The 13,045-nt window shown below is 66.0% G+C and carries 12 protein-coding genes, 1 tRNA gene and 5 pseudogenes; 11 read left to right on the plus strand and 7 right to left on the minus strand.

Going from position 1 to position 13,045, the window contains the following annotated elements:
* Window positions 1-10 precede the first annotated feature (10 nt).
* On the plus strand, window positions 11-967 hold the full coding sequence (locus ABTX78_RS13960; RefSeq protein WP_352207023.1) for a hypothetical protein: 957 nt from the start codon (window positions 11-13) through the stop codon (window positions 965-967).
* Window positions 968-1,162: 195 nt separating this feature from the next.
* Here the strand turns inward: ABTX78_RS13960 and ABTX78_RS13965 are convergent.
* A pseudogene (locus ABTX78_RS13965) lies at window positions 1,163-1,334 on the minus strand (IS5/IS1182 family transposase); the annotation flags it as partial.
* Between the two features lie 234 nt (window positions 1,335-1,568).
* On the opposite strand from ABTX78_RS13965, the gene ABTX78_RS13970 reads away from it, so the two are divergent.
* Window positions 1,569-2,519 (plus strand): hypothetical protein, encoded by a 951-nt coding sequence (locus tag ABTX78_RS13970; RefSeq protein ID WP_352207024.1) that lies wholly within the window; start codon window positions 1,569-1,571, stop codon window positions 2,517-2,519.
* 525 nt (window positions 2,520-3,044) lie between these two features.
* On the opposite strand, the pseudogene ABTX78_RS13975 reads toward ABTX78_RS13970, so the two are convergent.
* Window positions 3,045-3,391 (minus strand): annotated as a pseudogene (locus ABTX78_RS13975) (transposase); the annotation flags it as partial.
* 436 nt (window positions 3,392-3,827) lie between these two features.
* On the opposite strand from ABTX78_RS13975, the gene ABTX78_RS13980 reads away from it, so the two are divergent.
* From ABTX78_RS13980 to ABTX78_RS13990, 3 genes are read left to right on the plus strand one after another with little or no spacing between them, the layout of a single operon-like run.
* Window positions 3,828-4,175 (plus strand): hypothetical protein, encoded by a 348-nt coding sequence (locus ABTX78_RS13980; RefSeq protein WP_352207025.1) that lies wholly within the window; start codon window positions 3,828-3,830, stop codon window positions 4,173-4,175.
* Window positions 4,172-4,492 (plus strand): AbiJ-related protein, encoded by a 321-nt coding sequence (locus ABTX78_RS13985; RefSeq protein ID WP_352207072.1) that lies wholly within the window; start codon window positions 4,172-4,174, stop codon window positions 4,490-4,492. Before ABTX78_RS13980 ends, ABTX78_RS13985 begins: the two co-directional genes overlap by 4 nt.
* Window positions 4,489-5,214 carry a hypothetical protein gene (locus ABTX78_RS13990; protein ID WP_352207026.1) on the plus strand — a complete coding sequence of 242 codons (726 nt, stop codon included), beginning with the start codon at window positions 4,489-4,491 and terminating at the stop codon, window positions 5,212-5,214. Before ABTX78_RS13985 ends, ABTX78_RS13990 begins: the two co-directional genes overlap by 4 nt.
* Before the next feature lie 270 nt (window positions 5,215-5,484).
* Here ABTX78_RS13990 and ABTX78_RS13995 read toward each other — a convergent pair whose 3' ends face one another.
* Window positions 5,485-6,018, minus strand: a complete 534-nt coding sequence (locus tag ABTX78_RS13995; RefSeq protein ID WP_352207027.1) for a hypothetical protein — start codon at window positions 6,016-6,018, stop codon at window positions 5,485-5,487.
* Window positions 6,019-6,138: 120 nt separating this feature from the next.
* Here ABTX78_RS13995 and ABTX78_RS14000 point away from each other — a divergent pair, with 120 nt between their 5' ends.
* Together ABTX78_RS14000 and ABTX78_RS14005 are read left to right on the plus strand one after the other, a co-directional pair.
* On the plus strand, window positions 6,139-6,453 hold the full coding sequence (locus ABTX78_RS14000) for a hypothetical protein (protein ID WP_352207028.1): 315 nt from the start codon (window positions 6,139-6,141) through the stop codon (window positions 6,451-6,453).
* On the plus strand, window positions 6,450-6,737 hold the full coding sequence (locus tag ABTX78_RS14005) for a hypothetical protein (protein WP_352207029.1): 288 nt from the start codon (window positions 6,450-6,452) through the stop codon (window positions 6,735-6,737). Before ABTX78_RS14000 ends, ABTX78_RS14005 begins: the two co-directional genes overlap by 4 nt.
* A 561-nt stretch (window positions 6,738-7,298) precedes the next feature.
* Here the strand turns inward: ABTX78_RS14005 and ABTX78_RS14010 are convergent.
* Window positions 7,299-7,685 (minus strand): annotated as a pseudogene (locus ABTX78_RS14010) (transposase); the annotation flags it as partial.
* Window positions 7,686-7,697: 12 nt separating this feature from the next.
* Window positions 7,698-8,390, minus strand: coding sequence for a hypothetical protein (locus ABTX78_RS14015; RefSeq protein WP_352207030.1), 693 nt, complete (start codon window positions 8,388-8,390; stop codon window positions 7,698-7,700).
* A gap of 335 nt (window positions 8,391-8,725) precedes the next feature.
* Between ABTX78_RS14015 and ABTX78_RS14020 the strand changes: the two genes are divergently transcribed.
* The 4 genes and pseudogenes from ABTX78_RS14020 to ABTX78_RS14035 all read left to right on the plus strand — a co-directional run bounded on the left by ABTX78_RS14020 (window position 8,726) and on the right by ABTX78_RS14035 (window position 10,828).
* Window positions 8,726-8,792: transfer RNA gene (locus ABTX78_RS14020), tRNA-Ser, on the plus strand.
* 194 nt (window positions 8,793-8,986) lie between these two features.
* Window positions 8,987-9,391, plus strand: a pseudogene (locus ABTX78_RS14025) (transposase family protein); the annotation flags it as partial.
* A 404-nt stretch (window positions 9,392-9,795) separates the two neighbouring features.
* Complete coding sequence (locus ABTX78_RS14030) at window positions 9,796-10,014, plus strand: hypothetical protein (RefSeq protein WP_352207031.1); 219 nt, start codon at window positions 9,796-9,798, stop codon at window positions 10,012-10,014.
* Between the two features lie 124 nt (window positions 10,015-10,138).
* Window positions 10,139-10,828 (plus strand): DUF2637 domain-containing protein, encoded by a 690-nt coding sequence (locus ABTX78_RS14035; RefSeq protein ID WP_352207032.1) that lies wholly within the window; start codon window positions 10,139-10,141, stop codon window positions 10,826-10,828.
* Window positions 10,829-10,924: 96 nt separating this feature from the next.
* Here ABTX78_RS14035 and ABTX78_RS14040 read toward each other — a convergent pair.
* Window positions 10,925-11,536 (minus strand): annotated as a pseudogene (locus ABTX78_RS14040) (IS256 family transposase); the annotation flags it as partial.
* A 143-nt stretch (window positions 11,537-11,679) separates the two neighbouring features.
* Window positions 11,680-13,017: a hypothetical protein gene (locus ABTX78_RS14045; RefSeq protein ID WP_352207033.1), complete on the minus strand. Its 1,338-nt coding sequence runs from the start codon at window positions 13,015-13,017 to the stop codon at window positions 11,680-11,682.
* Between the last annotated feature and the right edge of the window lie 28 nt (window positions 13,018-13,045).

Below are 13,045 nucleotides of genomic sequence, written 5' to 3' on the forward strand. Positions count from 1 at the left end.
GTTCCGCAGCATGACGAACACCAAGGTCGAAGCCCCCCAGCGCGGCCGCATCCGGCGCAACGGATCCGGCTATCAGGCGAGCGTCTACGTCGGACGCGATCCGCTCACGAAGAAGAAGATCTACCTCTACGAGCAAGCCGACACGCTCCCCGAAGCGGAGAAGGCCCGTACCAAGCTCCTCCACCAAGTCGACGAGCAGCGGCACCCAAAGCGTGCAGTCACCATGTCGTTCCTCCTGGACCGCTGGCTCGGCATCGCCGAGCTCGACGAGGACACCTCGTACGAGCGGGCCGAGGGCATCATCCGCAACTACCTCAAGCCGACCTTCGGGGACATGAAGGCCAGCAAGGTCACCGCCGAGATGCTCGAGCTGTTCTACTCCCGGCTGCGGAAATGCCGCGAGCAGTGCGACGGCCGGCGCAACGGCAAGACCGACCCGAAGACGAAGCAGAAGCACGCCTGCGTCCCGCTCGCCGCGAACTCGGTACGCAAGATTCACTTCATCCTGCGGCCGGCCCTCGAACGCGGCCTGCGCTGGGGCTACGTGACGTCGAACGTCGCGGCACTTGCGGAGCCCCCCTCTCAACCGCAACCGAACCCCGACCCGCCAACTCCCGAAGAAGCCGCGCTCGTCCTCAATACGGCCTGGCAACAGGATCTGGACTGGGGAACGTTCCTCTTCATGACGATGGTCACCGGGTCGCGCCGCGGCGAGATGTGTGCGCTGCGCTGGTCGGACATCAACCTCGACCGGCTCGAGCTCTTCGTGAAGCACTCCAACAACGGCCGACGGATCAAGGACACCAAGACCCACCAGCGCCGCAAGCAGGCCATCGATGTGATCACTCGCGCAGTCCTGGCTGCCCATCGTGCTCGCGCCGAGCAGCGGTGCAGGGTGCTCGGCGGTGAATTCGCACGCGAGCCCACGAACTCGTCACGGCCCGCCGTCGGGCCTTCCCCACTGTGAGCTCCACAGCCCCGGCGCTAAGGCTCCTCGAGGAGCACGGCTTCGTACGCGTGCTCCGCTCAGAGCGCAGCGGATCTCGAGGCCGGCAGCCAGCAATTACGTACCGAGTGCATCCAGAGGTGTGCAACCCACCGGTGGTAAAGAGCGGTCAATAGGAACCGCCGAGCGGAATGGCGAAGTTCGGCCCCATCTCTACAAGAGGCCGCTCAGCACCTGCCGGTCCGGGCAGCGGCTTCCGGCCCCGGGTGCCGCAATCGGCGTTCCTTGCGGGGCAGGAGCGGCTCGATCCGCTCCCGCAGGCCATCCGACACGATCCACGGCGAAGCCCCCATGCCCGGACAACGCTGAACCCCTGACGCGGACACGGTCACCAGGACGGATCCACCTCATCGTTTTTGCCGTTGTGATAGCCGGCCGGGCCGCGATGGGGGCGTCGATTTTGCGCCATAGTGACTTGAAACCGTCTATCTTTTCGCGCTCGTCCGGTGGATTGAGCAAGGGAACCTCTGCGATTGCTCAAATATGTTGATCATTCCGTCAAGATCGATAGTGTTCATTTCGCTTCACCGAACATGACGCTATGCACATGGGGGAACATCACATGAAGCTCAAGAATTCGGCTCATGCCGCGCTGCTGACCACAGCGCTGATAGCCGGAACTGCGGCACCGGCCTTCGCCGCCGATAGCGGTCCCGCCGCCAATACTGTGGCCCAGGCCGTGGCCACAGTGCAGAATGCCACCGGCACCACGGACGTTGCCTCCGGCAGCACCACGGGCACGGTCATGTCAACTGATCGGGGGCTCGTCACCGTGACCACCCCCGCCAGCGCCGAGGGGCGGGTGACCGTGGCGGCTTCTGACGGCTCCAGGGTGACGATGTCCCTGCCCGCAGCGGTCGACGCCGCAGGTACCACCTCAGCGGCTGGCACGACCGTCTATCCCAACGCGGCCGCGCACACCGACCTCGCCACACAGGCCACCGTCGACGGCGGCGCCCGCGCCCTGGTCACCCTCAAGAACGCCGCCGCTCCCACCACTCAGCGCTTCGACCTCGGCCTGCCCGACGGCGCCACCCTGGTCGCCGATGGAGCCGGCGGCTACGACATCGTCGCTTCGGCGAACGGCGCAGGCGCTGTCACCCGCGGTCACGTAGACGCCCCCTGGGCAAAGGACGCGAACGGCAACTCCGTCCCCACGAGCTACAGCCTTGACGGCAACACCCTCGTCCAGACCATCGAGACCGGCCCCGAAACCGCGTACCCCGTGGTCGCCGACCCCCACTACACCTGGGGCATCATCACCGGCACCGTGTACTTCAACAAGAAGGAGACCAAGCTCCTCGCCCTCGGCGGAACTGTCGTGTCCTGGATACCGAACCCGGCCGCGGTCGTCGGGGGCCGAAGCCTCGCGGCAATCGCGGGGGTCGCGGTTGCGGCCGATAAATGCGTCAAGATCAAGGTCAACCCCGGGCTGGCAGTCCTTTCACCGGCGGCAGCCGTGGCCGGAAGCGGCTATTACAGTGGCAAGAGCGGCGACGGATACTGCAAGTAAACAGACCGCCAGCCGATTGATCCCTAAAAGGGAGCACGGCTGACCGTGGTGGCCGGATAGACACATCTGGCTTCCGATTTTGAAAGGATGCGGAATGGATACTCTAACCGTTCTGGCGTCGGCCGCTTTCGGCTCCACCGTGTATCTCACGACTTTCTCGGCTGTGAGATGGCTGAACCAGCTGGCCTCGCGCACTAAGGTCGTGGGCCTGGTGGTGACCGGCATGGTTCTGTGCGCAGTTATCGGAGTAATCGCGTACGCGAGCCAGAGCGTCGCGGTCGGATTTATCGTGGGTGCCGGTATTACACCGCCCGTACACCGGTGGATCCTGCAACGACGCAGGCACGTCGCCGGTTCCTGACCTTTCGGCGAACTCGAACCCCGCAGAACCCGATACCTGTTCCGTCCACGGAGGTTGGGTGCGGTGACAGTGATCACCGGCTGGGGATCTTGAACGAGTGAGGGCCTTCCGGGTTCGGTGTGGACTGCGAACGTCTACACCAGCCCGAGAGGCCCTCACAGCGGCTAACACAATGAGTTGATCTGTCGGTGGGTGATGAGGCAGCAGGCGAGTTTGAGGAAGACTTCGTGTATGTCTGCGCGTCGTTCCCAGCGGATGCGGAGGCGTTGAAGCCGTGGAGCCAGACGAAGCCGCGTTCGACGACCCAGGGGTACGTGCCCAGCACGGTGCCATGGAGGGTGCCGCGGCGGGCGATGGCCGGCACGATGCGGCGTTGTCTGACCTGGTCGCGGTAGATGACGTGGTCGTAGCCGCGGTCGGCGACGAGTGAGTCCTGCTTGCGTCGCGGGTGCCCGACCAGGCCCCTGATGGGTGGGACGGCGTCGATCAGCGGCATGAGCTGGGTGACGTCTACGTGCTCTCTGGGAGGCCGCTACGGGAGCCGCGGCCGACTTCCACGCTTGCGCTATCGAGGGTGACTTCTACCGTCGCCAGGGCAACGTCATGCTCCCCGCGATGGGCGTCACGGACCCCGACTGCCTCCGATTCGTAGCGGTCGCGGATCGCACGCATGCGGCCCTCATTCAGCAGCTCCGCCACGAGATCGCCGTGGATCACACCTCAAGGCCTGACCTGTCGGCACCGCTCCCCCGTCACAACCGAGTTCGGCCGTCGCTGAGGACGTGGAATTCCCGTCCCTGGCGCTTGCCCAACTGGTGTCGACGCTGCCGGTCGGTGCTGACTGGGTTACGAGATGAAGCTGGACGGCTCTCCAGACGCTTCGATGTGTCTCATCGCCTGTCCAGGTGTCACTGCCGGATTTCCTCGGGATCTGCGACCATTTGCCCATGGTCGACACTGGGGATCGTTCGGCGCTGCGCACCCTGGTCGGCGAGGTCGTCGCACGTCTTGGCGGCCAGACGCACGCCAGGCTGAACCTGGCCTTCGAACAACTGGGAACGCCACCGGTCTCTGAAGACGCCGGGACCAAGCGCGAGCGGGTCGACCTGAGCTTCCGTCAGGTTCCTGAGTCTGAACTGCCACAGGTCACGCGACGCATCTTGGAACAGCGCGACATCTACGTGCAACGATCCGCCATCAGCTCGAAGACCTGCTATCGGCAGAGGACACACCACCCGAGATACCCAAGAAGGCCCGCCGTGAGCTGGCGCGCGCCCTCGACCTCTCGGAGCTGACCCAGCACCACGACCGCTTCCTACAGTTGCTTGATCGCTTCTGGATCATCGAGGAGCAGGACCTCTCCTTCGATCATCTGCTGAACGGAATGCGGCCAGTGACACTGACAGAGCTGATCAAGCGGCACGTCTTCCGCAACCCCGGAGACTGGTCAACGGAAGACCTTTTCGAGAACCTCAGCATGTTCGAGGCTGGGGACGCCAGATTTGCCCGCTTCCTGGAGGGCCTTGTTTCGGCGGACGTCCTCCTTGATGAGAACCTCCAGGAGACTTCAGCACGATCAACGGTCATCTCCAGCCTGCCGGAATTGAGTTGAGACAGAGCGGCAGTGATGGCGGCTATCCCCTGTTCGCTTTGGTGCCGACGCGACTGCACGGCAGCCGGCGGCCGAAGAACCTCATCTTTGCCTCCTTGCGTAAACCGGATATCCGCTTCCGATCCTCTGTAGACAACGACATCGAGATCGTCGGAGGGAACCCGGACGACACCCTCGTCTACGACCGGGAGATCCCCACCGCGGGCCTACGCTGGCGTGATCTGCATGCCTGGTGGCAGGACACTCGCAAGAGCAGCAGTGAGACTGACCCCAGGGCGGATCTCTACCAACGCCTCCTCAAGAGCCTGCCGGCTAACTCACCCGGCCAGAGGAACCTCTTCATGGCCTACCACACGGCCCCCTCCGCGAATGATCCCGCTCTCCTGCCCGAAGCGTGGTTGCACTGGGACCACAAGACCGTCCAAGATCGCGGCCCTCAGGCGTTGCTGCGCTCCCGCATGGATTTCCTCCTGCTGCTACCTCACGGACAGCGCGTCGTCCTGGAGGTCGACGGATCACAGCACTACACGCGCGACTGCGGCCGCACTCCGGACACTGCCAAATACGCGGAGATGGTCGCCGCCGACCGAGACCTCAAGCTCAGGGAGTACGAGGTGTTCCGCTTCGGCCACGACGAGCTCAAGAGTTTTGCTGACGCTCAAGCCCTTCTGGGGCAGTTCCTCCCGGACATGTTCCGCCGCTTCAGGGTGATCAGCAGCTGACACCGCGGTGGGATCCTGGGCATCACGCCGATCCAGGCCGTCCCGGCCACCGGCGACCTCCAGATCGCACAGCACTGGTACGAGAACCTGCACGGCCAGGGTATCGAGGGCGTCGTCCCGAAGCACGCGAACTCCTCGTACCAGGCGGGCAGGGTGTGGCTACGAGTCCGGTACGCGGAGACCGTCGATGCCGATGCCGTCGGCTACACCGGCCGGCAAAACGCCCCCAGGCGGTGGCCGTCGACCGGCCGAGGTTGCCGCCGGGCATTGTCAGTGGCTGGCCTGCTGCCGCAAAAAGCGTCGCTCGTTGTACCGGCGCAGCAGTTGCCACCGCTTCGTGGCGTACGCGAGGTCCTCGCGGCAGACGTCGAGGAAAGCGCCCTGGGCTGTGACTACCGCCGCACACTGCTGCTGGAAGCGAGCGCTGTCCTTCTCGTTCAGCTCCAGGTCGCTGGTTGCAGCGACCAGGTCCTCCGCTGCGGCGATGACCGGCAGAGTGCCGCACAGCCGTACGCCGTGAAGAGCGCCAATGAGTTCGCCGCTCACCTCCCACGCCTGGGGCAACTGGCTCAGCAGCAGCTTGTGCGCTGCCCGGCCCACCTCCCGCTGAAGGTGGGAGAACTGGAACGCGTAGTTGAACGAGCGGGTCAAGGCATCGAGCAGCCGCCGGTACGCCTCCGCCCGGTCTTCCTTACTGCCCAGCCGAGGAACGCCCGCGGGCCGGTAGCGCCCGATCAGTGCAGCGGTGACGCTGCCGGTGGCCTTGATGCCGGCGGCGGCGACACCCGACGTCGTGAAGGTCATGCCCGGTTCTACCACCCGACTGAGCGGCGTTAGCCCCGATCAGCAGATGAGAACTGCGGGGCAACCCTTGGGGGGACGTGTGGGTCTCACATGCGCACTGGCACGACCGTGGAGGTACGCATGCTCAAGCCGCCGTCATCCGAGTTGGCTGAGGAAGAGACGTGCAAGAGTCCGCTGTTCACATCCCCCGTCCCGTGGCTCACCGCCGACATGGATGAGGAAGAGGCGGCGCTCACCATGGGGCTCGGCCTCCTCGTGCGCGCGGCGGCTGCTGTTGAGTACACGCTCCACGCCTTCTTGGTGCACCTGGATGAGGAGCCGCGGGCCTACGCGTACAACGCTGGGGGCGCTGGCAACCAACTTGCCAGTGGATGCTCCGATCCCTTGAAGGCGGGAAGGGCAGCGCCCTTCCTTCTGCACGTCGTGCAGCCATGATCAGTGAGCTCAAGCTGTGCAAAGAGCGGTTCGAGGATCGGAATCGGTTCGTGCACGGATATCTGATACACGACGACGAGTCTCAGCAGTGGCTGACCCTCAAAGGCAGCCGGCAGAAGGGCGCGCGAGCTCCGGAGATCGGGTTCAGCAGTGCAGAGCTCTGGGAGCTGACCGTCGAGTTCCACCGACTCCGGGAGGAACTGTTGGAGTGGGACACCAGGTACTTCGGGGAGCCGAGTGACCCCTCCGAGGGCGAGCCCGAGTACGTATCCGTCAAGAGGTAGCTCCCACCGGCACCACGCGCTCCATCACCAGCCGCAGATGCGCGGCTATCGCTGCGGACCTTTCAAGGCTTCAGCGCCTGCGTGGTGGCCCCGGCTGGCTTCGGCTCGGCCGGTGTGGGCCCCGCGCAGGCCAGCCTGCGGCCACCGGTAGAAGCGAGTCCGCACCTGAAGCGACCGGTCGACGTCGACCACGACCTGATATGACGGCGACGCCATGGCGAGCGGCGGCGGACAGCTCGGCATGGTCGGTGCCGGCCCGGCCCGGCCGACCACCCGGAGTCGGTTGGCCAGAGCGGGTCGGTCGCGGCCGTGCGGAAAGCTGCGCGCAGCGGGACACCCGCGCGGGACTTGACCGCGTGGTGGCCGATCCCGTCCCGGACGGTCTCGGCGATCAGCGCCGACTCATCGAAGGCGTCGAAAACGGTGAAGTCCACCCGGCCAGCCCAGGCGGCCCGTGCGCCGGCCTTGTCGGCCACCCGCCGAAGATTCAGCGTGACGGCCAGCCCGTGGCCGAGTAGACGCTCCAGCTCCCAGCCTCTTAGGGCCTGTGTGATGTCCCGATCAATCAGTTGGCTTCAGCAGGTCGTTGATCCAGATCATCGAGGCGCGGAGGTGGAGGCCTGTGAGGTAGCTCTCGGGCGTCTTGTCGTATCGAGTCGCGATGCCCCGCCAGGCCTTCAGCTTGTTGATCAGGCGCTCAACGGTGTTCCGCTCCTTGTAAAGACCGGCGTCGTGGCGGGAGGGCCGACCGCCCCGGCTGCCCTTCTTCTTCCGGTTGGCAGCCAGGTCCTTCTTCTCCGGGATGACTGCCTTGATGTCGCGTTTCCGCAGGTAAGAGCGGTTGGCGCGGGATGAGTAGGCCTTGTCCGCGGCGACAGCGTCAGGCCGGGTCCGGGGACGGCCGACAGGCAGACGGATCCGCACCCTCTGCAGCACGGGGACGAACTGTCACACCGGCCCCTAGGGGCGGCGCCTACGCCACAATGGCCAGCGCTTGGCGGGGGCTGCCGGGCGCCGAGGCGTGCCGTCGCGAACACCGGGCTGTGCCGTAACCAGTGCACCGTCCGGCATGGGTGGTTCGGGGGACGGACTGGCAGGACCCGGCAGGGGCGTGCGGTCGATGGGTGCGCCTTGCAACCCTCGGCCCGCCTCCTGGTTGTCGAGGTAGAAGGTGATGAGGTGCGCGAACTGCGGCATCTGTTGCCGAAGTCGGCCGGCCACCTCAGGTTCCAGTATCTCGCTGTTGAGGGCGATCCTGCCGTCGTCACGCAGCGCCGCACACAGCATCTGACCATCCGGTGTGCGGTGGTATCGCTTCTTGGCACGGAACTTGGCCTCCCGCAGCGCCCAGTCCTGGGCGCTCATCCCTCGCTTCGTCGCCCATCGCCGATCGTCGGCGATCTGCTGCTCATGCAGCACCCACGCCCGCACCCGCACTGCGGCGGCGTACTCCTCCTCGGTGAGGCGGGCACCGCCTTCCCACGGCTTGGGCAACGCCTCCAACTGGGCTACCTGATGCAGGTAATGACGCTGCAGTGACACGTCTCGGCGGGCGCCGGCGGCGTAGGCGTACTGCTGCAGAGAATCGACGTTCATCGTGAAGTCCGCCCGCAGCATGCTCGCCCAGTTGATGTTCCCGCCGTCACTGACCATGAATTGCCCTCCGTCAGGCCCAGTCGTGCCGGGCATCTCGACAGCCACTCGGCGCCGTCACCCCACGAGGATGGATGCCCATGATGATGCTTGCTCCTCGGGCAGCGGCACCAGAGGGCGACGCGGCCCCTGCCGGGGCTCCCCAGGGGTGGGCCCGCACCAAGCAGACTCGGCTGCGCCGTGGACGGAGCCGCTGCCTGAGCTCGCCGCCCCGCCCCTCGATTGATCACGACGTCACACAGGCCCTAGCCGTGTTCTTAGCCGTGAAGCACAGATGAAACCTGCACACCCAGGCGCTCAAGCTGCCACCCTGAAGGGACAAGACGCAGGCAGGAGCCACTGGCTACAGACCCTGTTGCCCTCCTAAAGCGGGTGTCGCAGGTTCGAATCCTGCCGGGGGCACTAGCGCAGAGGCCCCGGACCGATCATGGTCCGGGGCCTTTGACATCAGAATCTGACGGCAGTCGGGCCCCGCTCGCCCGCCGGTCTGGCTCACGCACGCCGTACGCCGAGTGCGCCTTCAGTGCGACGCCACCAGCCTCGCCGAGAGGCTAGCTAGCCACGCCCTGATCTGCCTACGGCAGAAAGAGGATCCCCAGAAACACCGGAAACACGGCATGAACGTCCAGGTCATCGCGCGACCGGACGGCACACCGCTGTGGTTCTCCCGCGCAACCCCGGGCCGCACCCACGACCTGACCGCGGCCCGCGCCCACGGCATCGTCCAAGCCTGCCTTACCCGGCAGATCCTCGTGCCGGCGGACCGCGCCTACCAGGGCGCCGGCGCCACCTTCCGCACCCCGTACTACCACCACAGCGAACAACCCGAGCACTACCAGCAGTTCAACCGCGACCACGCCCGACACCGCGTCCCAGGCGAACGCGCCTTCGCCCAGCTCAAGTCCTGGCATATCACACGTAGACCGCGGTGCTCCACCCGTCGGATCGGCACCATCGTCCAGGCCATCCACACCCTGATGACCGGCAACTATTCAGGATGAAAACGGTTGATTGAAGTGGGGGCGCTGTGCCTGTGCGACGTCCTGCACAGTGTAGGCACCACCCCCTCCAGAGAAATCTGGACGAGCCGACGTGGCTGGAGGGTGCCGTCACACGCGATCCAGGCTTCGGCTTCCCCCTCGGTCTGTCGGCTTTTGATGTATTGCATACCGCTGCCATGACGGCCCCGCCGGGAGGGCCGTCATGGTTCGTGTCCACCTCAGGCGCCCGAAGAACCGACAAATGGCTAACCCGAAGGGCACAATATGCGACCTGGTGGCCACCCGTTTGCCGCGCATCCTTCGTGATGAGGACCCGTTGGACGGGTATGCCGAAAGCAGTGTCACGGTTTATCTCAGGAAACCTTTTGCGCAGCACAACGAGCAGTGTCACGACTGCTGTTCGCATGGGAAACTGGATCTACACACCGGCTCTCACCGACGAAGCAAACGCGAGCTTGCACGACAACTTCCAGCACATCGAGCTGAGGTACTCCGCCAAGCTCCTTGAAGACCTCCTCGCCGAGCTTGGATGCGTCGAGGCCCATTTCACCGCCTCGGTGAGCAGTCCCGAAGAGTGCGAAAATTACTTTAGCGAACCCAATCGGCAGCTCTCACATGCCTGAAACGCGAGGCCGTCACAGCCGTCCGGAACCACCCGCTCAGCCCGCCCCTGCCATGGGAAGCCAACCCGCAGCAAATCAGTCCCAAACATGGGACGAGCTACTGGTCCCGTTCGACCATCTGGACATGCACTGGGACCCGGCGGAAGAACTCGCCCACCTGCTGCACGAGGCCATCGAAAACGAACGCAATGGCGCTGCATCCCCCGCAGAGATCTTCGAAGTGTCAGGCACCGACGGCTGGGGCAACAGCCCGCTCGCCGGTCCGGCCGAGATCACTGCCGAACTGCCCGCATCGCACCCCGGTGCGCCCCGCCGCCGTCGCTCTCGCTCCCGTTCTCGTAAGCGGGCGGTCGGCGCTCTGCGCACCACCAGTTTCTTCCTCGCCGCGATCGCCGCTGTCGTCGTGTCGATGGTGTGCGTCTTCGGTGGGATGGTCAGTTACGACCCCCTGCGTTACCTCGCCAAGTTCCGTACCTCCGGCGCCGCTATCACGTGGTGGCCCTTGCTGGTCTACGGCCCCTGGACGGTCGCCTCCCTTTCGATTCTGCGCGCCGCGCTCCACCAACGCCGCGCCGTTCATTCCTGGGCCGTCGTCGTGCTGTTCTCCACCGTCGCGATGCTCCTGTGTGCCGCAGAAGCGCCCCGCGCACCCGTCGACCTGGCAGCGGCTGCCCTCCCGGCCCTGGCCGCACTCGCCTGCTTCCAGCAACTCGTTCGCCAGATCACCCTCACCCGCCCGCCACGTCAGGCCCACCCACGCCACCGCACCCGGCCCGCACCCCGACGACGCTCCACAGATCAGACACTGACCTAACCGAGCCAGGGCTTCGCGAAGGTCACAAATCAGATCCGGACGATCTCGTCTCAGTGAACCGTTTTCATCCCGAGTGGTGTAACTGGGGTTGTTGGGTTACTGGCGGGCCGCCGACGGGCGGCCGTCGAGGGTGATGTCGATGGCGTTCAGTGCGGTCTTCCAGCGCATGGTCCAGCGGGCCTGTCCCTTGCCGGTGGGGTCGAGCGACATGATCGCGTTCGTCGTGCAGACGATGCGGCGGATTTCGGTGTCGAACCGCAGGAACGGGGTGAACTCTTCCCAGGCGCTCTCCCACAGCTTCACGATCGCCGGATATTTCCGGCCCCAGGCGTCGGCGAACTCGGCGAACCGGTCCAGGGCGGCCTCCTCGGTCGGCGATGTGTAGACGGGCTTGAGGAGCTTGGCGATCTTGTCCCAGTCCTGCCGGGCGGCATGGCGAAAGGAGTTCCGCAGCAGGTGCACGACGCAGGTCTGCACAATCGTCCTGGGCCAGACGGTCTCCACCGCGTCGGGCAGGCCTTTGAACCCGTCGCAGACGAGCATGAGGACGTCGCTGACGCCGCGGTTCTTGATCTCGGTGAGGATGTGCAGCCAGTGCTTGGCGCCCTCACCGCCGTCGCCGGCCCACAATCCCAGGACCTCCCGCCTGCCCTCGGTGGTGACGGGGATGTCGCCGTGAAGACAGCGGCTCAGGACTTGGTGGTCACGATCGACAACCACGTCTGCGGGCCTGCCGTCCCGCCTGACAACAGCCCGGTGTTGCTGGCCCGGCGCATCGCACCGTGGGAGGTTCTTGACCTGACCGGTAGGCGGCGGGTGAGCGCGGTACGGCCCCTCGGCCCGGCCAACCGTCAGCCCGCAGCAGCACCCGCCCCAGAGCCGGACGGCGTCGCGGCGGCGTCGTCGTCCAGGAACTCCCGGAGCGCGAAGCCCACCAGCACGATCACCGTCGTCCACACCACCACCATCGTGGTCGGGTAGCTCCAGGTGAACAGGCCGATCGCGGCGACCAGCAGGATCGCGGCCCCGATCCATCGCTTGAAGCGGTGCACGAACCTGCCGACCGGGCCCAGGCGCAGGCCCGCCGACACCGCGACGCCGCGCAGAGCAGCGATACTCCTGGCGCATCCCGTACGGACGAAGACGGCGAACCGGGACGGACCGCAGAGGAAGGCGCCTACGGCGGTGATGAGGGCGACGGCCCCCAGCGCCCGTACACCGGCACGCAGGAACTTGACGAGCGCGTCGTACACCGTGCCGGCGGCGGCCTGGGAGACCTCCGGAGGCAGATGGTCGAGGTACACGTCACGGAAGACGGTGAGCGCGATCCCGAGCAACAGCATGGCCAAGAACACCGCGAGCCCGGCCCCGATCAGCGCGCGGCGCCGGTTGTACGCGACGTATACCCCCGCGGCGGCGACCAGCAGGGCGATGAAGGGCAACCAGCCTCCCATGATCTGCAGCACCCTCAGGTAGGTCTTCACCTTGCCGATGTCGTCCGACTGGAACACCACGAAGTCGGTGTGGACGTCCGGGATCCTGGCGGCTGCCCCGAGGCCTGCGTCGACCAGCCGCTGCTTGACCTTGGCCACCAGTGGTCCCACGTCGATGGCCACCTGGTTGTCCTTCAGGGAGACCGCGCTGTCGCTGCTGCCCGTCAAGGCTTTGTCCAGGGCACTGTGAACCGAGCGGTTCGCGTCGACCCAGACGGTCTCGAAGGCGTTGCTGCTGACGACCCGCTCCGTGGTGCGGCTGATCAGCTGCTCCAGACCGTTCCTGATCGGTTTCTCCAGGTTCCCGACCAACTGGGCCGCCCTCGGCGGGACGCCCGGCCCCGATACGGCGTCCTCCAGTTCCTTCACCAACGCGTCCACGTTGATCCGTGCCAGCACCACGTCGGTGACCCGGTTGGTGACCGCCTGCTGCACATCCGGATCGGAGGCCAGGGGCCCCACGGTGGCGACGTAGCGATCCGTGTCCCGCACGATGCTGTTCGCCCAGACCGCGACGACGGCCAGCACCGACAGCAGAGCCGCGAAGAGAATGAGCAGCACCGAGCCCGTGGACCGCAACAGGTGCCGCGCCGCCGGCGGGGGCGCGGCACCCTCCAGGGCGCCCACCCGGTGCCGGAGCTCGTCGATTTCACTGCGCTCCCGGTTCGAGCCCGGCTCACCGCCTGGGTTGCTCATGGGTCCAGAAGATCCGCGCGGTGCCCGA

This window comes from Streptomyces sp. NPDC096193, from assembly GCF_040302905.1.
GTDB lineage: Bacteria > Actinomycetota > Actinomycetes > Streptomycetales > Streptomycetaceae > Streptomyces.